Genomic DNA, 21771 nt, shown 5'->3' with positions numbered 1-21771 from the left:
CGCACCGGGGCATTCACTGACGTGGGTCTCGGACCCGCGTCGGAGCGCCGCCCTCTTCGACTCCGATGCCGCCGCGCGGCCGTCCCCCGCGACCGGGTTCCCGGGCGACCCGTCATGCGCGAGGGCGGTTCCAGGAGCGCAGTTTGTCGGGGTTGAGGACGACCCAGATGTGGACGACACGAGTGCCGGTGATGTCGAGGCTGATGACCGCGGCGACCTGGTCGTCGCAGCGGACGACGAGACCAGTGCGTCCGTTGGCGGGGTGCGTGTGCAAACTGGTGCGGGGGTGCCGGGCGAGCAGGGTCAGCAGACTCCGGGTGACGCGTGCGCTGCCGGTGACGGGCCGCGTCAGCGCGCGGACCTTGCCTCCGCCGTCGAAGAATGCGGTGACGTCCGGGCTCAGCAGGGACGCCAGGCGGCCGGCGTCCCCGTCGGCGCACGCGTGCCGCACGGCGTGGGCGATCTCGTCCTGCCGGCGTGGCGGCGTCGGCTGTGCGCGCCGGGCCCGATGGCTCCGGCGGGCCGTGTCTGCCGGCTCAGCGCTCCTCCCCTCGGACTGTCCCACGACGCCCGCGAGCGTGCCCGGTGGCATTCCTAACGTGTCATCGAGGACGAGCGCACCTCTCACGAGCGGTGACAGCGGGTCCAGCGTTCGCAGCAACACCGCGCTGACCTCGCCCCCCGGACCGGGACCGTTCTGCTCCCTCCCCGGCACAGGGCCCTGGGCGTCCTCCCTGTGGCCGGGCAGGGCCAGCCGCGCCAGGCAGATCTCACCGACGACGCGGGTCAGCCAGGCTCGTGGCACCGTTATCCGCTCCCGCTGGTGATCGGAGAGCCCGTACCACCGCCGGTACGCCTCGTCGGTGACACGCTCGGACGCGGGGCGACTGCCCAGCATCCAGTGAGCCACCTCCAGCAGGTGCCTCCGCTCGTCGAGCAACTCTGTGATCGGCAGTGTGTCACCGACAGGCTCCATACCGCGTTCTCCCTCCGGACGGCCCTCCGGCAACATCGTCGCCGCGGTGGCGTCGCATCTCGCGACTGCCTCATTGTGTCGCCGAAACACACTTTTACGGGACCCCGCTGTCGGTGTCATTACCCACGGCAATACAGTGGGTTCTGTCCAACAGGCCGCTCCCGAGGTGCACTTACCCGGGTGGCCCCTCACCCGCCCATCTCCCGAAGGGGATCAGCATGCGCAACGTGTTGCGTACCGTGGCCATCGGTGCCGTGTCCGCAGGACTCACGCTCGCCCCGGGGGTCGCCCAGGCGACACCCGGCGGTCCCGGTGTCACGGGCAAGACGCTGGCACAGTGGACCACCCATAGTTGGGACTACTCTCTCCGTGAGATCACCATTCCTCCCGGTCAGGGGACGGGATGGCACTACCACGACGGCTACCTGTACGCCTATGTCGAGCAGGGAACACTGAGCCACTTCGATGCCACGTGCGCGTCGGACGGCGTGTACGAGAAGGGCGACTACATAGAGGAACCGCCTGGCGCGACGCACGTGCACATCGGGCAGAACCGCGGCGCGGTGGATGTCGTACTGAAGGTCCTCTACGTACTGCCGCACGGCGCCCCCTTCGCCGAGGACGCCCCTGATCCCGGCTGCGAGCCGAAATAGCGGGGCGCGTCGCTCCACGGCTGTCACAGCTCCCGCCACTGCCTTGTCAATGCGGTGTCGACGGCTTGCGGCGGCAACCGCAAGCCGTGCGGTGAAGAAGGAGGAGCATGGCAGGGACACATGTCAGCCGATGCGTTCGAATGATCGCTGTTCGAGAGACGTCCGTGCCCAGGCTTCCGGCACCAGCTGAGGAAGGACGACAGGATGCCCCGAAGCACTGACCGGCAGGCCGATCCCGCCGCCACCACCGCGTCGCTGGCGGCGGAGGCGGCGCTGCTAGAGGGCCGGCTGCGCCTGCTCAGAGAGGCGATCGACACGGTCGATGCGCGCATCGACGCCGTCTCCGAGGCCCTCCGGCAACTGCACCGCTCGGTGGCCCGGCCCGCCGACGGCCAGAAGCACCCGGGCGAGACAGACGGCACCAGGCTCGATCATTCGAGGACCGACCGCCCCTGACGGATCGAGCGGGCGGACCCGGTGAAGCGTCTCGCCACTCGATGCGTTTTCTCCGGTGTCAGCCCGCTCAGATCTCGACCGGTGGGGGCCGCTGCATATGATGTGCGGGTAGCATCCAACGGTGTTGGGCCGGGTTGACGTCGCCGGCACATCGGCGGCCCCGCCGGAACAAGGGTTGAGGACGAGAGGAACACATGGGCTCCGTGACCCCCAAGGCTCGCAACATCGAGATCACCGCCGAGAGCCTCCGGGAGGACCTGGCCCGGCTGGAGGTTCAGAAGCAGGCGCTGGAGCGGGAACTGTCCGCGGTCACCGCTCACCTCGACTCGGTGCAACGAGCCCTCAGCGCCCTCCAGGCCCTGATGCCCATGGCCGCTGCGTCGTCCGCGGCACCCGCGTCCGTGGATGTCGGGCCGGCGGCGGAGCCGACGCCCGAGGGCGCGGACGCGAGCCGGGTGAGGACCGACCACGCCGACGCCGAGGCCGAGGCCGAGGCCGACAGCGCACCGAAGTACGGCAAGCTGACCGAACAGATCCTGACGTACTTCGCCGAAGTCGCGGACACCGACGTGCGTGCCCGCGATGTCGCCGCCGCTCTGGGCCGGGACACCGACAGTGGCAGCATCAACGCCGTGCGCAGCACGCTCGACCGTCTGGTCGGCTCCTCCCGCATTCGCCGTGTCGGCCGCGGCCTGTACCGCGCCGCCAAGTCCTGACCGGAAACCGTACTGCGCCGCGCCAGGTGATGGGTTCCGCTGTCACCTCCGGGCAACGGGTGCTCCCAGCGGGACACCCGCCACCCGGCATGTCACCGCCGGCTCACCCGGCGACGGCGTCCGTGGGCTCCTCGCTGCTCCGTGGGGCGCCGCTGGAGACGAAGGCGTCTCTCGGGTGCTGGACCGAGACGAGGGAGACGATGTCGCGGCCGTAGAAGGCGGCGGTGGCCCACACCGCGAAAACACGCATCTTGCGTTCCCAGCTGGGTACGGCAAGCACGTGGTAGCCCCGGTGCATCAACCATGCCGGGAAACCCTTGATGACCAGACGCCGGTACTGGAAGATGCCACGGCCCAGCCCCAGCGTCGCCACCACGCCCAGACTGTGGTGCACGTAGTCCTTGGCCGACCGGCCCCGAAGCGACGCCAGGATGTTCTTCGCCAGAAGCTTGCCCTGACGGACGGCGTGCTGCGCGTTGGGCACCGTGCGGGCCCCCGGCCGTCCTGCGGCGAGGTCGGGCACGGAGGCGTCGTCACCGGCCGCCCATACGTCCGCCACCACCTCGGTGTCCGTGCCGACCCGGAGATCCGCCCGCACCGTCAGCAGGCCCCGTTCGTCGACCGGAAGGTCGGTGTGGTTGTGCACGATCGGGTTGGACGCGTTGCCCGCCGCCCACACGATCAGGCCCGAGTCGTACTCCTCCCCGTCGGACAGCACGACGTGCCCGCCCTTCGCGGAGACGAGCTGGGTGTTCAGATGCACCGTGCCACCCCGCTTCTCCAGCGAGCGCACCACCCACTCACCGGGCCGGTCGGTGACCTCGGGAAGGATCCGGCCCCGCGCCTCGACCAGGTGGAAGCCCAGTTCTCCCGCGTCGATCTCCGGGTAGTGCTTCAGCAGGGCGGTCGCCAGGGCCAGCAGTTCACCGAAGCCCTCCACCCCGGAGAACCCGCCTCCGACCACCGTGACGGTGAGCAGCTTGCGGCGCTCGGGACCGCGCGGAAGGGTCGCCGCACGGTCGAACGAGGTGAGCAGCCGGTCGCGGATCGCCACGGCCTCCTCGACGTGCTTCAGTCCGTACGCCTGGTCGCTCAGCCCCGGGATGGGGAACGTGCGTGTGACGGCCCCCGCCGTCACCACCAGCACGTCGTAGTGGAGGTCGAAGTCCGGCCCGCTCTCCGGCCGGACCGTGACCGTGCGCGCGCTGTTGCGGATCTCCGTCACCGTGCCCGCTATCACACGAGTCCGGTGCAGGTGCCGCCGCAGCGAGACCGCCGCATGCCGGGCCTCCACCGACCCGGCGACCACCTCGGGGAGGAACGGCTGGTACGTCATGTACGGGCGAGGGTCGACCACGGTGACGCGTGCCTCACCCCGGCGCAGCTTCTTCTCCAGGCCCCACGCAGTGTAGAAACCCGCGTAGCCGCCACCCACGATCAAGATCTCACGCACGGTGTCCTCTGTTCCTCTCGGTTTCACCCATCAAGACCGGCCAGAACCACGTGGTGTGACGGGACCGGGGGCGAACCGGGAATCCGGTACGCGCAACGGGCGGCGCCGTTTCCGGGCCACCCCTCGGATTGGATACCGTCCTCGTCGCGGAGACACGGGGCGTTTGCGGTGCCGACCGCCGGATTGCCACGCCTGCGCCGTGCCGCGGGCCGGCCCGGACGGCCGGGGAACGTGCACTTCCGTCTGTCTCGTGGCCCGGCGGCACCCGGGTCCGCGGCGAGATGCCGTCGGGGAACCCGGCGGCACCCGGGCAGCCGGTGCCGTGGGCCTTCACCGGCTCGGTACCGGCGGCGCCGACGATCGTCGCGGCCCGCCGGTACGAGCGGTGTCCGTGCGGGGGCGGAGCCGGCCTGCTGCCGCCGAGCCAGGTCGCGGTCCAGTCGCCCTGCTGCCCGAGCTGCTGCCCGGCGTGGGCCGTACTGCCCCGGTCGTCGGTGCGGCCGGCGCGTTCGTCACGCGTTCGCGTGCCGGCTCCAGTGCGCCTCCAGGATTTCGGCCACCTCTGCGGGGCGCTGGAGCAGGGGCCAGTGATTGCAGTCCATCTCGATCACCGCGGACGCGTGCAGGGAGGCACCGAGCTTGCGCCCGAACTCGATCTGACAGGCGGGGTCGAGCGCCCCCCAGAAGACCAGGCACGGCGCTGACACCGCGGACAGCCCTGGCTCCCACTCCGCGCCCATCGTCACAGCCGACCGGTACAGCCTGAGGATGGCGTCCTTCATCGGACCGTCCACGTGGCTCACCGTCTCCCGGGCCAGATCAATGGGCACGTCGAAGCCGGTCGCCAGGTCGTCGGCGAACTGTTCCGGTTGCAGTTCCTCCATGAAGCGGTCGCCTTCGACCTGGTCCTGCCAGATCTTGGCCAACGGGTGCCATACGTATGCGGAGTTGACCGGTCCGTTGCCCCCTGCCCAGGTACGCACCAGATCGGGGCGCAGATAGGCGACGCGGGCGGTCAATATGCATCCCCAGTCGTGACCGACCAGGTCGACCGGCTCACCGACCCGTTCCAGCCGTTCGATGAGCCAGTCCACGTACTCCTCCTTCGTGGATCCGAAGCCGGCCGGGCGCGCCGCGCCGAAGCCGGGCAGGTCCCAGGCTTCCACGTCGGTGCGGGTCAGGTGCCGCCGCACACCGTCCCACACCCGGTGGGTGTCGGGGACGCCGTGAATCAGGATGGCAGGCATGGACAGGTCCCTTCGTCAGCGGGCGACGCCTCGCGATCGGTGTCGGGAGAGCATCCTGTCACACTGTTATGTACGTGGCTTCCCGGGCACCACTCATCGTCACACGTCGGCCGGACGGGGTGGAATCCCTTCTGATCGGGTGACGGGCCCGTCCTGGTGTCACATGATCCGTGCCTGTCCGGTCTGCACTGCTGAGGGCACCGAAGACGAGCCCGTCGGCCGAGAGCGTCCGGGACCGCGTGCTCCGTCCGCCGACCGTCACGGACGTCGATCCAGCCGAACTCGGCGGTGTGACGCGGTGCCGTGTGAGAAGGAGGATGCCGTATGGACCAGGCCGGTGACGCAGTGCCGATCGCGGATCTGCTCGACGAACGACGGCATCTGCTCAACGTCGCCTACTGGATGCTGGGCACGGGCCCGGAGGCCGAGGACGCCGTGACCGAGGCCTACCGGCAGTGGTACAACCTGTCGGATCTCCAGAAGGCCCGCATCACCGACCCGGGTGCCTGGCTGACCGAGATCACGGGCTCCGTCTGCCTGGCCCGCCTCATCCTGCCCGGGCGACGACCCGCAGGCGCGGGCGGGAAGGGCGGCGACACGGTGGCGGGACTCCACCGGGCCCTGGAGGAGGAGATCAGCGGCGCCCTGCTCAACGCCCTGAACGCTCTGTCCCCCACTGAACGAGCGGCTTTCGTCCTCAACGACGTCTTCGCCATGCCACCACGAGCGGTCGCCGGCATCGTGGGACGGACCCCACACGAATGCGCCGAACTGGCCGACCGCGCCCGCCGCAGCCTGCGCAGCACCCGCTCACACCCCACCACACCGCAGCAGCACGACAGGATCGTCCGCGCGGTCCGGCAGGCCTGCACCACAGCCGACGCCACTCATCTGGCATCCCTGCTGGCACCCGACGCCACCGCGTTCTTCGACGGTGGCGGCAAGGTGCGGGCCCTCACCCGGCCGGTGCACGGCAATCAGCACGTCGCCCGCACCCTCCTCACCCTCCTGACCCCCCGACCGCACACGACTCTGCACCTCAGCCCGGCCAACGGCCGTACCGCGATCGTCGTACGCCACAACGACCAGGTAGCCGCCGTCATCAGTTTCGACATCGCCGACCACCACGTCTTCCAGGTCTGGGCCGTTCTCAACCCCGACAAACTGCGCACCTGGAACCGGCCCCGCACTCCCGGCGCCCCCACTTCCACGGCCCTCGGAGACTGAGACGCTCCCACACCGTGCGCCCGGGAAGTCCGAGCGCACAACACCTTTTTCCGCTGATCACAACAACTGGTCACGAACGACCTGTAACGGATCTGGACCGGCCCTGGTCTATGAAGCAGACACAGTCGAAATCAGTGTGACTTGTTGTGGCGTGTCATGGAGTCGGCCGATGGGCGGACCGTCACGCGGCAGCCGTACGAGCGCGCCCGCCGGCAGCACCGATCCGCGGGGAACGGAGACAGAAGGACCATGCATCGTGAGACGCCCTCCATGGGAAGCAACCTGGAAGAGGCCGTATCTGTCTTCGTGGAGCTCCGTCCACGTCTGTTCGGTATCGCGTACCGCGTTCTCGGCAGTGCGACGGAGGCCGAGGACGTGGTCCAGGACGTATGGGTGCGCTGGCAGAGAACAGACCGCTCGGTGGTGGTGAACCCCGTCGCGTTCCTGTCGAGTGCGACGACACGGCTGGCCATCAACGTGGCCCAGTCGGCCCGGGTGCGCCGCGAAACCTACATCGGCCCCTGGTTGCCCGAGCCCGTCGACACGAGCAACGACCCGGAGATCGGCGCGCAGCGGGCCGAGGCACTCGAGCTGGCCCTGCTCCTCCTCCTGGAGAAGCTGAACCCGAGCGAGCGGGCCGCCTACGTACTACGGGAGGCGTTCGACTACGGCTACGCCGAGATCGCCGAGATACTGGGTCTGACCCCTGTCAATGCGCGCAAGATAGTGAGCCGGGCACGCAAACACCTGTCGGCCGGGCACCGGCGGTCCGTGGACAGGGCCGAGCACCGACGCCTCCTCGATGCCTTCGTCTCGGCGGCGCGGACCGGAGACGTCGCCTCGCTGGAGGCCGTCCTGGCCCCGGACGACGCCCGTCAGCCCGGTGGCAGGTCCTCCGGTCCCACTCACAGCCGACAGGACGGGACGCTGGGCGCCACGCTGCCTTTCCCGGCGTTCGGGGTGTTGCTCGAACTCGGTTGACCTGCGGTGACGGCTGCGCTCGGGCGTTCCCGGTGCGGACTGACGGGCAGGATTCACGTCACCGCCGACGCGAAGGGTTGGGCAGGCCGCGCAAGCGACCGGACCAGGTGTGCGACCATCTTGGACGGAAGTTCGCACCGGCTCGGACCCGGTGACACGGGCCGCCGACGTCGCCGCCCGCCGGTGCAGCTGGGGGCCACGAACGAGACGGGCGCTCCCTCCCCCGCGGCTCGCCAGGATTCCGCCGCTACGTAGGCGTGCGTCGTTGCGTTTCCAGTGGGCCAGTGGCAACAATTGATGGGCAAGCATTCACCGAAGTACCACTGCATCTTCTCCCTGTGACAACACAGGTCTCCCGGAGCGGATGCAACTGGCGCGGCGCGCACCATCGAGGTCACCACTGAGGGACTGCAGCAGGATCTGGCCCGTCTGTGGTTTCAGAAGCATGCGCTGGAGAGGGAACTGGCCGCCGTCATGGCCCATCTGGGCACCCTCCGGCAGGCCTTGGGCACGCTCCAGCTCCTGATGGCGGATCCCGCGGGTGACACGCCGGATCCCGTGGACACCGTCGGTGTGGCCCGGAGTCGTGCCCCGGGGCCCGGACGGGCGCATTGGGACACTCCCCCGGCCGGACGTCCCGCAGCCGCGGACGGCACCCGGACCTCGGCACCTCCCGAGAACCGGCAGGAACGGGGCATGTGGGCTCCCCGTCCCACAGCCGAGGGGGAACGGACGTACGGAAAGCTCACCGAGCAGATCCTGGAACACCTCTCACGGGCCGGCGTCGTCGACGTACGCGCCCGGGACGTAGCGGCGGCACTCGGCCGTGACACCGGCAATGGAAGCATCAACACGGTGCGCAGCGCACTCGACCGTCTGGTCGGTGCGTCCCGGGTCCGGCGGACCGGCCGGGGTCTCTACCGGGCCCAGCCCTGACCAGATCCGCGGTGACGAAAGTGAACGGCCCCGGACGCCGTCTACGGGGGATCGATGACGTCCGGGGCACTGCACCCGCTCGGCTCTGTGCAGCGGGTGTGACAGCGCTCCTGACGCTTGTCCGGGGTTGCGACCCGACGTCAGGAACACTGTGATGAGTGTAGCGCACTCACACGGTGGTGAAGGCCGGCAGTCACCACACCGGCAGTTCCGGCGATGTTCGACTGGGCGGTCCCGATAACAGTGTGATGACATGTTGCGTTTCTTGTTGGAGTGCGCCCCCCTTCAATGGATCATCGGAAGGCGTGAAGCACTCGTCATCCCCACTTTCCCCCGGCACCCACACGATCACCGTCCCTCACGGCGCCGTCCACGTCGAACAGCGATACCACGTCGCCGGTTCGGGCCCGGTATGCATCGCTCACTCGGGCGGACCCGGCATCGGCTGGGAATACCTGCGCATGCCCGCGCTCGAAAGCAGCCTCACCATGGTGTACATCGAGCCCGTCGGTACAGGCGCTTCCGGACGGCTCCCCGATTCCCGGGACTACTCCGTGACCACGTACGCGCGTCTTCTGCACCATGTGGTCGAACACCTGGAACTGCCCGAGGTCACACTGCTCGGTCACTCCCACGGTGGTTTCGTCGCCCAGCGGTACGCCCTCGACCACCCGGCGCGGCTCGCCGCCCTGGTCCTGTACGACACGTCGCCCGTGGCAGACGAACAGTTCTGGTCGGCGGCGGTCGCCGCCATGCAGCGCTTCGTGGACCGTCACGTCGACGACCATCCGGAGGTGGCCGGTTACGTCGCCGCCCTCACAGCCCGCCTGGACCTGCTCGACGACGACGGCACCACCGCCATCCTGCGCAAGATCATGCCCGCCTATCTCTTCGACTACTGGGACAGGGAGGAGGAGTTCGCACCCGCCCGCCAGTCGCTGCGGATGTATGCGGCCCCCACCCGGGGCGAGGGCGCTCCGTTCGATGTCCGGGACGCCCTGCCGGGTCTCACCACACCGGCACTCGTCCTCGCCGGCAGGCAGGACTTCATCTGCGGACCGCGATGGGCCCGCCTCCTGCACGAGGCCATGCCCGCGGCCGAGTTGTCGATTCTCGAGGACACAGGGCACCTCGCGCACATCGAACGGCCCGAGCAGTTCAGCGCGGCGGTCCTCGCTTTCCTCCGCGGTCAGGGTGTGCTGGGAAGCCGGCAGAACCCGTAGGCCTTCCACCGGACGACCGTGTGGAAACGGCCGCTCGTCGGCCGCCGTGCGCCTGCCGACCGCGGGCGGTGCACGGCGCCCGCGTCGACGGCGCGCACGGAGCCGCCGATGATGTCCGGCGGCACGGCGCAGGCGGTCCCGGTGCGGCCGGTGCCGGGAACTGAGCGGGTCCATGACGTCACCGAGCAGGTCTGTACTGACGGCAGTCCGCGCCGGGCGGGCCCGAGCTCCCGTCGCGCGGATGGTCCATGGGCAACGTGAGCGGGGCGGCGCGGGCGGCGACGGTGCCGTTCGCCGGCCGAGCGGCCGAGCCGGCCGGCTTCCGGCGCGGCTCCGCCGCGCGGGGTCCCGCACATCCTGCGGGCTGAGTTCCTTCACAGGAGACCGCAGTCTTCGGCGCGCTGCTCGCAGCCACGCTCCGTGGCCGGCCTGGCCGTCGTGACCGAGCGCGTCCACGGAACCGTCGCTCACCAGGTGTGGACATCACTCGTGGCGGATGCCCTCCACTCGGGTGACCTGTCGCACTGTCGGCAGCGTCAGGGCGGTCACCAGCAGCACCGCTCCCGCGCCGATGCCGGCCATCGCCAGCATGCCGATCCAGTCGAACACCGCCGTACGGCCCATGAGGTGGAGGAGGCTACCACCGAGCACGGTTCCGACCAGTCCCGCCACGAGCATTCCGATCGCCACGGGCAGCGCGGTCTGCCACAACACCGAGCCGTTGAGGGTTCGCCTCCGGGCACCGACGGCGATCAGCATGGCCATGACGCGTTGTTGGTCCCTCAGTTGTTCGACGGCGCCGATCAGCATGCTTGCGGCGATCAGGAGCAGCACGACGGCAACGCCTGCGAGCAAAGCACGCCTGATGGCACTCAGCGCCGTGTCCTCCTTGCGGTCCTCCGGGAATTCGACCTGGAACTGCGGATTCAACCGGACCGCGGCAGTGCGGATCCGGTCGTGGACATCTTCTCGGGAAGTCCGGTACTCCAGGCTCACGGCATGGGTCGCGTGTGCGGTCGCGGTCGCGCCGGCGGCTCCGGGAGTGGCGAGCAACATCGTCTCGGGAAAGACACCTTGCGGGTTTTCCGCCCTGGCCCGCGCCGTGGCGGTGATCCGGGGCACCCGCCAGTCCGGTCCACTCGTGCCCATGCGCATCCTCGTGCCTGCCTCCCACTCCGTCGTGTCGTCCGTGCTCCCGATGCCGGGAGCGACCACGAAGGCATCGCCGTTCGCACACGTGGGGACGGAGGCCAGGAGACGAAGTACTGCGCAGTCGGCGATGCGTACGGTCTGCGGGACGCCGTAGGGGACCTCGCTCACCTGCAATTCGGCGAAGCCGACGGCCCGTGTCACCCCCGCGGTCCGGGCGAGGAGAGAGGCGTACGGCTTCTCACTGCCGGCTCCGACCAGACGGACCACGCCGACCCGCGTGTCCGGCGCCGGCCGCCCCCGTGCCGTGGACGGGTGGTCACCCGTATGGCTGTGGGCCATACCGGTGAAAAGGGTCTGCAACGCGATGGCCCCGGCAACGGCGACCACGATGCCGTTGACCGATCGGGTGGATGCTTCGCTGTGCGACCGCAGCCGGCGCACCGCGAGCTGCCAGGAGAGGGGGCCCGCCCCGCCTGCCCGTTCGGTGAAGCGATCGAGGAGCCACGGCACGACAGCTGTCACGCCCACGAGCAGCGCAAGCATCCCGGCGACCAGCGCGACGACACCTGCGGTGCTCCGAACCTGCGATGCGTCCCGGACGGACGTCCACAGGAGCAACAGCCCGAACAGGGGCAGGGCGACGCGCCACCACAGCCGCCGCTTGGCGCCGACGGACCTGCGCACCACTCCCAGCGGTTCGGCGACCACCTTGTTCATCGCCAGATGAGCGCTGACCAGGGACAGACAGGGCACGGCAACGGCCACCACGGCCGCCAGGGACGGCTCGGGGGTGAGGTCCTGTGCGAAGACACTGAGTCCCTGGACATCGACCAGGTCGACGAACCGGCGTCCCGCCACGAACAGCGCGGCGCCCACAACAACGCCGATGAGGGAGCTGACCAGCGCCTCACCGGCGGCGATCCCGGCTGTCATGCCACGGTCCGCGCCGATCAGCCGCAGAGCCGCCAGCCGCCTGTCGCGGTGTTCACCGCCGAACCTGGTGGCCGCGGCGATGAACACGGCGACCGGGGTGAGCAGTACCACGATGCCGACGACGGTGAGCAGCACGAGATCGGGGGCCAGGGGCTTGTCCGGATAGACCTTGCCGAAGTGGTCGAGCCGCCGTGCGCCCGCCACGCCGCTCTGCATGTGCTCGCCGCCCAGGAAGAAGACGTACTCGCCGGGGCCGAGCAGGCCCGAGTCGTCCACCTCCCCCGCGACCGGGTGGTCGAGGCGGGCACGCAACAGGCCGTTCCCGGGTTGCGCGAGCAGTCGTCCGAGGGCCGGTGACACGACCATCTCGCCCGGCCGCGGAAACCTGTCCAGCCCGGGCGGCAGAGGGGCATCGGGCCCCTCGGGTTCCACGAGTCGGCCGCGGATCGCAATACCGCGGAAGACCGTGTCGATGTCACTCACCAGTACGGTGCGCCGGGAAGCCGGTACGACCCGGTCGTCCAGGTTGACATCGATGCGTCCGTGGATGCGCGCGTCGCGATGCTGCCTGGCCGTGGGCACCGATGCCGCGAGAAGCATCACGGCGACCCCGACTCCGATCCCCGCGGCCATCAGGATGGTTCGTACCGCGCTGCCCCGGCCGCCGGTCAGGGCGAGTCTTGCTCCCAGGGCTAGTGCGCGGAACCGGCCGAGGCGCTTTCTGCGTTCCGGAGCCAGGGCCGGGACGGGACCGGGTTGATCTGGCCGACGTGGGCTCACTGACTTCCTCTCGTGCTGCGGCAGAGCTGTGTCCGGCCCGACGGCAGCGAGCAGGCCGGGTCCGCCAGGGCGGGGCGAAAAGTCGAAAGCGGCGTACAGAGGTGGCCGCCTCCTGCGTGCATGGCGCACGGCACGGCAGCCCGGACGGGGACGCCCCTGGACGCCGGAACGACTATACACAGGGTGTGTAGTGGGCTGGATAGGTCCCGCGGCGTACCCGGTGCCGCTGAGCCGCAAAGGGCGCAGCGGCACCGGTGGAGACCGCTGCCGGGTCGGTGGCACCGACGACCTGAGCCGCGTGTCAGAAGGGCACGATCCCCTGTTCGGCCGGCCTGCCTGTGGCGGTTGCCGCGTAAGAGGTCGTGAACCCGCCGGGTGGTGCCGTCTACGCACCCGCCTGCCGCGCCTCACGCCGGCTCCAGCTCCTCAGCCGGTACGGATGAGCCGGGTACACGCCCAGGACGCGCACCTCGGAGGAGAAGAACCGCAGCTCGTCCAGGGCGAGGGCGACATGGTCGTCGCCGGGATGCCCCTCGACCTCGATGTAGAAGCGGCTCGCGTTGAGCCCCGCGCCGATCTGATAGCTCTCGATCTTGGTGAGGTTGACCCCGCTGCTGGAGAACCCGCCGAGCGCCTTGTACAGCGCACTCGGTATGTTGCGCACACTGAAGAACAGACTCGTCATCGTCGGCTTCCCGGTCTGCGGCACCGGAGCGGCCTCCCGGGACAGCACGACGAACCGCGTGGTGTTGTCAGGGTCGTCCTCGACCTCGGCGCGCAATACCTCCAGGCCGTGGAGCGCGGCCGCGGCGGGCGGGGCGAGCGCGGCGTGCCGCGGGTCGCCCAGCTCGGCCACCTCGCGCGCCGCTCCGGCCGTGTCGTCGCTGACGAGGGTGCGCCAGCCACCCTCCCGCAGCACCTTGCGGCACTGCCCCAGGGCGTGCACGTGGCTGCGAACGTACTCGACCTGGTCCAGGGTGCCGCCCGCCACGCCCATGAGGTCGAAGCGGATGGGCAGGAAGTGTTCGGCGACGATGTGCAGGCCCGAGTCCGGCAGCAGGTGGTGCACGTCGGCGACGCGTCCCGCCGCGGAGTTGTCCACCGGGATCACCGCTACGTCGGCGTCGCCCAGGATCACGGCGTCCAGGGCTTGACTGAAGCTGGTGCAGGGCAGTTCGCCGTTCGCCGGGTACAGGGCGTTCGCGACGGACGCCGAGTTGGAACCGGGTTCTCCCTGGTATGCGACAGTGATCACGTTCTTCACCCCTTCCTGAGGGGCGTGTTGTCGACAGGCGGCAGAATCTCCGTTGCGCATCGCGCCTGCTGGAGTATCGGGGAACTGGTCTCGATGATGCTCACCAGGTCGTGCCGGTCGCCCATCGTGTCCCCGGACAGGATCTGCTGGTAGGCCTCGGTCAGGACGTGCTGGACGACGATGGCCACCTGCCGGACCTGCCGCGCGAGCCGTGCTTCCATGACCTGCGGCAGAACATCCCGGGCGGCGGGGAGGTCGTGCACGGTGGCCGCCAGACTCGACCGCTCGTCGTGCAGTACGGCCGCCAGCTCGGCGGCCTGCCCGGCGGGTGCCGCCCGGGGGTGCGGCGGCGCCGCGCCCGGCACACTGCCCGCCAGCGCGTCTGTCGTCCGACGGGCCGCTCCCAGCGCCAGGGCGGCGATCGCGGTCCAGTGGAAGGCGGCGTCGCTCGCGAACAGGGGCTTGCCCGTCGTGTACGTGGCGAAGCCGACCGGCACGTACACATCGACCCCTACGTACGCGTCCGTCGCCCGCGACACCAGCCCGGACGCCGGGTGGCTGTCGCCTCTGCCCCGCGGGAGCATGCCCGTCGTGCGGAGGTTCCTGGCGGGCATCACGAACAGATCGGGGGCGTTCCGCTCGGCAGCCGTACCGGCACAGGACCGTCGGCCGTCGGCGAGCGGTAGGGCCACCCACGGCGCGGCGTCCGCAGCGGAGGGCAGCCGCCAGCGCCCCGAGAGGGTGTAACCCCCGGAAACCGGCCGTACGGCTGGTGTACCGGTCCGGTCGGTGCCGGGGAAGCCGGTGGGCAGCGGTGCCGCCCAGTTCCAGGTGCTGGTCAAGGCCCGCCAGGCTGAGGCGGGATCGTCATGGCCGCGCTTCTCGAAGGCGGAGAGCACCGCCAGAAGGGCGGTGTCCGGTCCCAAGGCCCTCAGCGGGTCGTAGTGCGTCGGCATCGACATGTGTTCAGGCCGCCTGTTCGTCGACTTGGGCTCCGGTTGCCGTCAGGACGACGTTGTGCAACTCCTGGCCCTGCTGGTAGCGGCCCAACTGCTGCCTCAGGAAGTCCTTGCTCATGGTCTGGAACGCGTCCGTGAACGCGGCCACATGAGGGGTGATCAGCGCGCCGGGGAGGTGCCACAGGGGGTGGCCGGCCGGCAGGGGCTCTGGATCCGTGACGTCGAGCGCGGCGCGCAGCCGCCCGGCCCGCAACCTTCGGACCAGGGCGTCGGTGTCGACCAGTTCCCCGCGCGCGATGTTCACGAGCATCGCGTCGTCCCGCAACAGCGCCAGTGTTTCCGCGCCGAACATGCCGCGCGTCCGGTCGGTCAGGGGCGCGCACAGCACGACCGCGTCCACCGTGGGGAGCAGCGCGGGCAGCTCCGCCACCCCGTGCACGTGCCCCTCCTGGGTCACACGCGCCGTGCGGGCCACGCGGACCACCTCGCACCGGAACGGGCTCAGCCGCGCGGCGACCGCCGCGCCGACGGCCCCGTAGCCGACGATCAGGACGCGTTTGCCGACCAGTGTCATCCGGAACTCGGGCTGCCATCTTCCCTCGGCCTGGCGCGTACCGAAGTCGTCGAGTCCCCGGAACAGAGCGAGCAGCAGGGTCACCGCCAGCTCGGCTGTCGCCTCGCGGTGCACACCGCGGCCGGTCGCGAGCCGCATGCCGGTCGGCACGCGGTCCAGCAGCGGCATGACGTACTCGTAGCCGGAGCTGAGGAGTTGGAGCACTTCGAGGTTGTGCATGCGCGGCAGAACCGAGCGCAGTGCGTGGTCGGCGCCCGGCGACGGTGGGCCGACCAGGAAACGCACATCGTCCGGATCGCCGGGTAGTGCGGTCGAGCCGTCCCAGAAGTCGTAACGCAACCCGGCCGGCAGGCCGGGGACCTGGTGCGGGGGGTACGGGAGCCAGACGGTCCTGACGTCGCCGTCCTTCATGGTCGATCAACTACTTCCAGCTTCGTTGCCGCGTGGACCGACACGGACACACGTAGTGGTCCCACGCGGATTCTGATTGCCTCCATGCAGTTTCATGCATCCGTGACACTAGACGTGTCAGTCGATGTGAAGGTTTGATGTGAAGCTCGCCACTTGAACGGCTGCGCCGTGGCGGAGTGGGCACGATCAGGGCAACGCACCGGGGCCTGCATGGGACTTGGCCCACCACGTCCGACGCGGGTGGCGACTGGTAGTCGCGTGCTTCGAGGCGGTTCACGCGACGTTCAATCACACACATCAATCCGGAACACAACGTTGTGATGGACTCGCCATAACGTCTGCTACGTTCGAGGCGCATCGAACGCGGGCCGACATGGATCTCCGGTCGGCCGACAGCCGATGTGACCTTCACCTCTGCCCAGATTTGGGAAGTTGATGACACAAGAGACGAATGCCCGCCGGAAGCATGCCCTCCGGCGGCGTCCCGTTGCGCTGGGTGCCGCGGCCGTGGCCGTGGCCGGAGCCATCGCACTGCCGGTGGTGGCGCAGGCAACTCAGGGCGACCCCGCGACCGACCCCACCCTGCAGAAGGCGTTCTCGGCTGCCGCGGCCGAATTCCACGTTCCCCCGCAGGTGTTGCTCGCGGTGGCCTACGAGCAGTCGGCCTGGGACTCCCACAAGGGGCAGCACAGTGCCTCGGGTGGTTACGGCCCGATGCACCTGACCGACGTCACCCCCGAGATGATCGCCGGCGGCTCCGCGGGCATGGCCGGCCGCGCCGAGGCCGCCGAGCTCGCGAAGGGCGAGGACAAACACACCCTGCGGACCGCCGCGAAGCTCTCCGGACTGTCCGTCGACGAAGTGCGTACCGATCCCTCGGCGAACATCCGCGCCGGCGCTGCGCTGCTCGCGTCGTACCAGAAGGAACTGAACGGCCAGACCTCCGACAACCCGGACGACTGGTACGGGGCGGTCGCCCGGTACAGCCAGGCCACCGTGCGCCAGGGCGCGTCGGCGTTCGCGAACCGGGTCTTCGACACCATGAAGAAGGGTGTCACCCGCAAGACGGACGACGGCGAGATCGTGCGGCTCACCGCCGACAGCGAGGTGACCCCGGCCACGTCGCAGATGAAGGCGCTCAAGCTGCCGAGCGCCGAGGCGACGACCGACCCCGAGTGCCCGCCGACCCTGGACTGCACCTTCGTCCCGGCCGCCCCGGGCAACGGGCAGGTTTCGGACCGGCCCGCGAACGGGATCAGGATCGACCAGATCGTCATCCACGACACCGAGTCGCCCTACGAGTCGGCCATCGCCACGTTCCAGAACCCGTCGAGCTTCACCTCGGCCCACTACGTGGTGCGCTCCTCCGACGGCGCGGTGACCCAGATGGTGCCCACCAAGAACCTGGGTTTCCACGCGGGCAATTACTCCACCAACCTGCACTCGATCGGCATTGAGCACGAGGGCTACGCGGCGCACGGTGCGACCTGGTACACCCAGTCGGAGTACCGATCGACCGCGGAGCTGGTGAAGTACCTGGCCAAGCGCTTCGACATCCCGTTGGACCGTCAGCACATCATCGGTCACGACAATGTCCTGGCGCCGGCCGACCGGTTCACCAAGGACCAGCACTGGGACCCGGGCCCCTCCTGGGACTGGGAGCGCTTCATGGGCCTGGTCGGTGCTCCACCGAGGGCACGGCACGGCGTCGGCCCCGTGGGCTCAGCCGTGACGATAGCTCCGGATTTCACCCGGAACGAGCAGACCATGCAGCTCTGCCCGCAGGATGACGGCAGCGGCGTCACCAAGGAGTGCACGACCGTGCGCCAGGCGTCGAACTTCGTCCGTCTGCACACGGAACCGCGTGCTGACGCGCCGCTCTTCGCCGAGCAGTCGATCCACCCGGACGAGCCCGGCACCGACCGGATCAGCGACTGGGGTTCCGCGGCCCAGGCCGGCCAGCAGTTCGTCGTCGCCGGCAAGAAGGGCGACTGGACGGCCATTTGGTACAGCGGCAGCAAGGTGTGGTTCCACAACCCGCACGGTCGCCTCACCGTTCCCGCCCATGACGTGACCGTCGTTCGGCCCGCCGGTACCGAGTCCCTGAAGGTCTTCGGCACCAGCTACCCGGACGCCGACGAGTACCCCGAGGGTCTCTCGCCGTCGACGCAGGCCCCGCTGAGCATGTACAGCGTTCCCGCCGGGCAGGCGTATGTGGCCACGGCCGAACCGACGCCGACCGACGACTTCTTCCCATCCAGCGGCAAGGTCGTCTTCGGTGCCAAGAAGATGTACACGATCCAGTACAGCCACAAGACCGCGCTGATCCAGGCGGACGGGGTCAACGCCACGCGTTGACGGGTTTCACAGGGGTGGGGGGCCTGACCGGTCGGCCATCCGGCGCAGTGGCAGGCGCCGATCGGCCGACATGTCGCCCCCACCTCTGCTGAAGTGGCCGTCAGACGTTTCCCTCATCGACCGAGTGCGACGGCCGGCTGCCGGTCAGGGCGGCCGGCCGTCGCACGTGACCGGGTGATCGGCCGGCCGGGTGAACTCCTCAGGGTCGCCGGGCGGGGGCGGGGAGCGGCGAGCAGCACGAGACGGGAGAGAACCTCCAGGGCGTGCCCGCGCAAGCGCGCCAGGTGCCTGCTTCCGGCGAACGGCCTTTGGACCCGTGCCGGCCCGTGGCTTGGTCACTGCGGGATGTGCGGCTGCTCCGGACGCGGCAGACGCCTGACGGTTCGACAGACGGGACGACGAGGACACTGCCTCCCGCGTTCCAGAACAGTGGGCAGCGCGCGGTGTGGGAGGACGCCGGAGCGCCCGGCCGGTCGCAGCAGACCGCCTCCGGCTCCAGCGGAGCGTCACCGCTGACCGAGCCGCCGGCCACCGAGAAGCGCTCTCCCCCACCGACCGCTTCGGTGGCCTGCCCAACAAGCGGACGCTCATCTTCGACCCGCAGACCGGGGACCTGTTCGCCGACGAGGAACGTACGCACAGCGATACGCCGAGGACCTCACCGCCAACCGCGAGGACCAGGGCGAGATCTCCGCGCGGATCGCCGCTCTGCGCGAGCAACCGGAGCGATTCGAGGAGGACGAGGCGTGGCCGGCTCAAGGGCAGGGCAGGTTGCCGGGGGCGAGCACGGCGGGATCCGAGGCTGAATCCGACGCCGCTGCGGACCAGGTGCCGTCGGCGGCCGCACGGGAGCCCGCTGCACTCGACGAGCCCCCGCACCGGCCGCGATCGTCTCCAAGGCGCCCCGGACCGTTTTCTCGCGGCGGCGCGAAACCCAGGACGGGCCGGCCGTCAGGAAGAGGGCTGCCGCCAAGGGCAGGGCCGCCGCCACGAAGAAGTGGGCAGGAAGGCGGACGGGCCTGCACCGCACGAACTCGCCCTGCTCCTGCGGCTGAAGTCTCCGGGATACCCGCACACCGCGCGCGAGGTCCTCGACGCGGTCAACGCGGCACACCCCCAACGGAAGACATCCGTCCAAGCCGTGCGCGACAACCGCGAACTCCTCGTCGAGAAGGACCGCATCGAAAAGTCGCGTCGGCAGAAGGCGGTGATGTACACCGCGCAGCCCGGCCGGCGCGCCGTGATCGAGCGGGCGCCGCGACCGGCAGGCCGTCATGCGTCGGGCTTCATGGTGCTCACCGTACGTGGGCAGGGGCGCGGATCGGGGCGAGGCCGGGGTGCGTTCCGGACAGGATCGATCGGCAGTGCGTGGCTGCGTCCCCGTGGGCCAGGGCGGGGCTGTCCAGCACGGTCGAGGCGACGGCCAACGCCGCCGAGGTCACCGCAGCGCGACCCGCCGCGCGTGCGCCGGGCAACGTCAGCGGCCGGCTTCCGACAGAGAGATTCGGATCACACCATCTAAATACGAATCTGAGATGCAACAATGTTACGGTGATCTCGTGAGGCTGACCAGATACACGGATCTCGCACTCCGGGCAGTGATGCGGCTGGCCGTCCTGGACGGTGACCAGCTGGTCACCACGCGACACATCGCCGAGGCCATGAACGTGCCGTACACGCACATGGCCAAAGCCGTGGCGGAGTTGCAGCGCCTCGGGGTGATCGAGGCGCGGCGCGGACGCAACGGCGGACTGTCGCTGACCGCCGCGGGCCGGGAGACCGGCGTCGGCGAACTGATCAGGACACTGGAGAACGACCGCGAGGTCGTCGTGTGCGAGGGCGACACACCATGTCCCCTCTCCGGCGCTTGCCGACTGCGTGACACGCTGCGGCAGGCGCAGATGGCCTTCTACGCCTCACTCGACACCGTGACCGTGGCGGACCTGGTGAAGTCACCGACCGGGCCCGTGCTTCTCACCCTCGGCGTCGCACCCACCGGCTGACGAAGAGGGGCGCCCCCCTCCCGCAGAACTCCCGGCCGGGGGTCCGCAGGGGTCGGACACGACCTTAAATATGCATTTGAAATACCAATTACATGGAACATCGAACACAGGAGTGTGTCTGATGCTGTCTGCGCAGTCGGTCCCCGTCGTCCGAGCGACACTCCCCGCCGCGGGAGCCTCGCTCACCACGATCACCGATCGCTTCTATCAGCGACTGTTCGAAGAACACCCGGAGCTGCTGCTCAACCTGTTCAACCGGACGAACCAGGTCAACGCCTCGCAGCGGGAAGCACTGGCCGGAGCGGTCGCCGCCTTCGCCACGCTCCTGGTCGAACGGCCCGACGAACGTCCGGACGCCATCCTGTCCCGCATCGCGCACAAGCACGTCTCCCTCGGCATCACCGCCGAAAGCTACCCGCTGGTCGGCCGTCACCTGCTGGCCGCCGTCGCCGAGGTGCTGGGCGACGCCGTCACCCCCGAGGTGGCCGCCGCCTGGGACGAGGTGTACTGGCTGATGGCCAACGCGCTGATCGCCACCGAAGCCCGCCTCTACGCCGCCGCCGGCGTCGAGGACGGCGACGTCTGGCGCCAGATGGTCGTCACCGAACGCCACCAGGAGTCCCCCGACGCGGTCGCGCTGGTCCTGCGCCCCGCCGACGGCGGGCCCGCCCGGCCCTTCCGGCCCGGCCAGTATGTCAGCGTCCGGGTGGAGCTTCCCGACGGCGCACATCAGATCCGGCAGTACAGCCTCTCCACCGCTCCCGGCCGTGACACCTGGCGGATCACCGTCAAGCGCGAGCGCTCCGCCGACGGGACCGTCCCCGACGGAGAGGTCTCCTCCTGGCTGCACGCGAACGCGAAGGAGGGGTACGTCCTCGACGTGTCGCTGCCCGCCGGCGACCTGGTCCTGCCCGACGGCGACACGCCGATCCTGCTCGCCTCCGCCGGCATCGGCATCACCCCCATGCTCTCGATGCTGGACCACCTCGGCCGGACCGGCGCCACGCGCCCCGTCACCGTCCTCCACGCCGACCGCAGCCCGCGTCAGCACATCCATCGCGCCGAGCAGGCGCAGCTGGTCGACCGGATACCCGGCGCCGACCTGCACGTATGGTACGAAAACGACGCGCATCACGTCGCGGGCCCCCAGGTCTACGCCGGGCGCACCGCCCTGGACGAGCTGAACGTCACCGACGACACCACCGCCTACCTCTGCGGCCCGCTGCCCTTCATGCGCGCGGTGCGGGGCCAGTTGCTGGCCAAGGGACTGCACCCGTCCGCCATCCACTACGAGGTTTTCGGCCCCGACCTCTGGCTCAGCAAGTAGGCCCCGTAGGGCCGGCGCCGCCCCCGTTGTTCTTCGCGGTCCCGCAAGAGAGCCGCCGGCCTCCGGGCCCGGCACGACCGCCCCCCGCTCGCACGGACGAGCTACGAGTCGGCGTCACCGGGTCCGGGGGTGGCCTCGCAGACACCGGGCG

The 21771-nt window shown here is 69.9% G+C and carries 16 protein-coding genes and 1 pseudogene; 10 read left to right on the top strand and 7 right to left on the bottom strand.

The window, feature by feature from the left end; genetic code table 11:
* Positions 1–112 precede the first annotated feature (112 nt).
* Positions 113–976, bottom strand: a complete 864-nt coding sequence (locus ACH4LD_RS38235; protein WP_398055005.1) for an RNA polymerase subunit sigma — start codon at positions 974–976, stop codon at positions 113–115.
* Between the two features lie 218 nt (positions 977–1194).
* Here ACH4LD_RS38235 and ACH4LD_RS38230 point away from each other — a divergent pair, with 218 nt between their 5' ends.
* The 3 genes from ACH4LD_RS38230 (at position 1195) to ACH4LD_RS38220 (ending at position 2801) form a co-directional block, all read left to right on the top strand.
* The gene (locus ACH4LD_RS38230) at positions 1195–1629 is read left to right on the top strand and encodes a cupin domain-containing protein (RefSeq protein WP_398055006.1); all 435 of its coding nucleotides are present in this window, start codon (positions 1195–1197) and stop codon (positions 1627–1629) included.
* Positions 1630–1833: 204 nt separating this feature from the next.
* Positions 1834–2085, top strand: coding sequence for a hypothetical protein (locus ACH4LD_RS38225; RefSeq protein WP_398055007.1), 252 nt, complete (start codon positions 1834–1836; stop codon positions 2083–2085).
* A 194-nt stretch (positions 2086–2279) separates the two neighbouring features.
* On the top strand, positions 2280–2801 hold the full coding sequence (locus ACH4LD_RS38220) for a hypothetical protein (RefSeq protein ID WP_398055008.1): 522 nt from the start codon (positions 2280–2282) through the stop codon (positions 2799–2801).
* 103 nt (positions 2802–2904) lie between these two features.
* Here ACH4LD_RS38220 and ACH4LD_RS38215 read toward each other — a convergent pair whose 3' ends face one another.
* Positions 2905–4254, bottom strand: a complete 1350-nt coding sequence (locus ACH4LD_RS38215; RefSeq protein ID WP_398055009.1) for an NAD(P)/FAD-dependent oxidoreductase — start codon at positions 4252–4254, stop codon at positions 2905–2907.
* Positions 4255–4766: 512 nt separating this feature from the next.
* Positions 4767–5501 carry an alpha/beta fold hydrolase gene (locus ACH4LD_RS38210; protein WP_398055010.1) on the bottom strand — a complete coding sequence of 245 codons (735 nt, stop codon included), beginning with the start codon at positions 5499–5501 and terminating at the stop codon, positions 4767–4769.
* Positions 5502–5825: 324 nt separating this feature from the next.
* On the opposite strand from ACH4LD_RS38210, the gene ACH4LD_RS38205 reads away from it, so the two are divergent.
* From ACH4LD_RS38205 to ACH4LD_RS38190, 4 genes and pseudogenes are all read left to right on the top strand, one after another.
* Complete coding sequence (locus ACH4LD_RS38205) at positions 5826–6728, top strand: sigma factor (protein ID WP_398055011.1); 903 nt, start codon at positions 5826–5828, stop codon at positions 6726–6728.
* 270 nt (positions 6729–6998) lie between these two features.
* Positions 6999–7595: pseudogene (locus ACH4LD_RS38200) on the top strand (sigma-70 family RNA polymerase sigma factor); the annotation flags it as partial.
* Positions 7596–8096: 501 nt separating this feature from the next.
* Positions 8097–8645 carry a hypothetical protein gene (locus tag ACH4LD_RS38195; RefSeq protein WP_398055340.1) on the top strand — a complete coding sequence of 183 codons (549 nt, stop codon included), beginning with the start codon at positions 8097–8099 and terminating at the stop codon, positions 8643–8645.
* A gap of 305 nt (positions 8646–8950) precedes the next feature.
* Positions 8951–9868: an alpha/beta fold hydrolase gene (locus tag ACH4LD_RS38190; protein WP_398055012.1), complete on the top strand. Its 918-nt coding sequence runs from the start codon at positions 8951–8953 to the stop codon at positions 9866–9868.
* Positions 9869–10351: 483 nt separating this feature from the next.
* Here ACH4LD_RS38190 and ACH4LD_RS38185 read toward each other — a convergent pair whose 3' ends face one another.
* The 4 genes from ACH4LD_RS38185 to ACH4LD_RS38170 form a co-directional block, all read right to left on the bottom strand.
* Complete coding sequence (locus tag ACH4LD_RS38185) at positions 10352–12586, bottom strand: FtsX-like permease family protein (RefSeq protein ID WP_398055013.1); 2235 nt, start codon at positions 12584–12586, stop codon at positions 10352–10354.
* Positions 12587–13118: 532 nt separating this feature from the next.
* Positions 13119–13988: a prephenate dehydratase gene (locus ACH4LD_RS38180; RefSeq protein ID WP_103812248.1), complete on the bottom strand. Its 870-nt coding sequence runs from the start codon at positions 13986–13988 to the stop codon at positions 13119–13121.
* 5 nt (positions 13989–13993) lie between these two features.
* Positions 13994–14950: a hypothetical protein gene (locus ACH4LD_RS38175; RefSeq protein WP_398055014.1), complete on the bottom strand. Its 957-nt coding sequence runs from the start codon at positions 14948–14950 to the stop codon at positions 13994–13996.
* A gap of 4 nt (positions 14951–14954) precedes the next feature.
* Complete coding sequence (locus tag ACH4LD_RS38170) at positions 14955–15932, bottom strand: NAD(P)-dependent oxidoreductase (protein ID WP_398055015.1); 978 nt, start codon at positions 15930–15932, stop codon at positions 14955–14957.
* A gap of 435 nt (positions 15933–16367) precedes the next feature.
* On the opposite strand from ACH4LD_RS38170, the gene ACH4LD_RS38165 reads away from it, so the two are divergent.
* The 3 genes from ACH4LD_RS38165 (at position 16368) to ACH4LD_RS38155 (ending at position 21620) form a co-directional block, all read left to right on the top strand.
* The gene (locus ACH4LD_RS38165; RefSeq protein ID WP_398055016.1) at positions 16368–18290 is read left to right on the top strand and encodes an N-acetylmuramoyl-L-alanine amidase; all 1923 of its coding nucleotides are present in this window, start codon (positions 16368–16370) and stop codon (positions 18288–18290) included.
* A gap of 1559 nt (positions 18291–19849) precedes the next feature.
* Positions 19850–20293, top strand: a complete 444-nt coding sequence (locus ACH4LD_RS38160; RefSeq protein WP_398055017.1) for an RrF2 family transcriptional regulator — start codon at positions 19850–19852, stop codon at positions 20291–20293.
* A 121-nt stretch (positions 20294–20414) separates the two neighbouring features.
* Entirely contained in the window at positions 20415–21620 is a 1206-nt protein-coding gene (locus ACH4LD_RS38155; protein ID WP_398055018.1) for a globin domain-containing protein, read from the top strand.
* Positions 21621–21771 lie beyond the last annotated feature (151 nt).

It is taken from the genome of Streptomyces sp. NPDC017676, from assembly GCF_044329325.1.
Lineage (GTDB): Bacteria > Actinomycetota > Actinomycetes > Streptomycetales > Streptomycetaceae > Streptomyces.
This window is presented reverse-complemented; position numbering and strand designations above follow the sequence as displayed.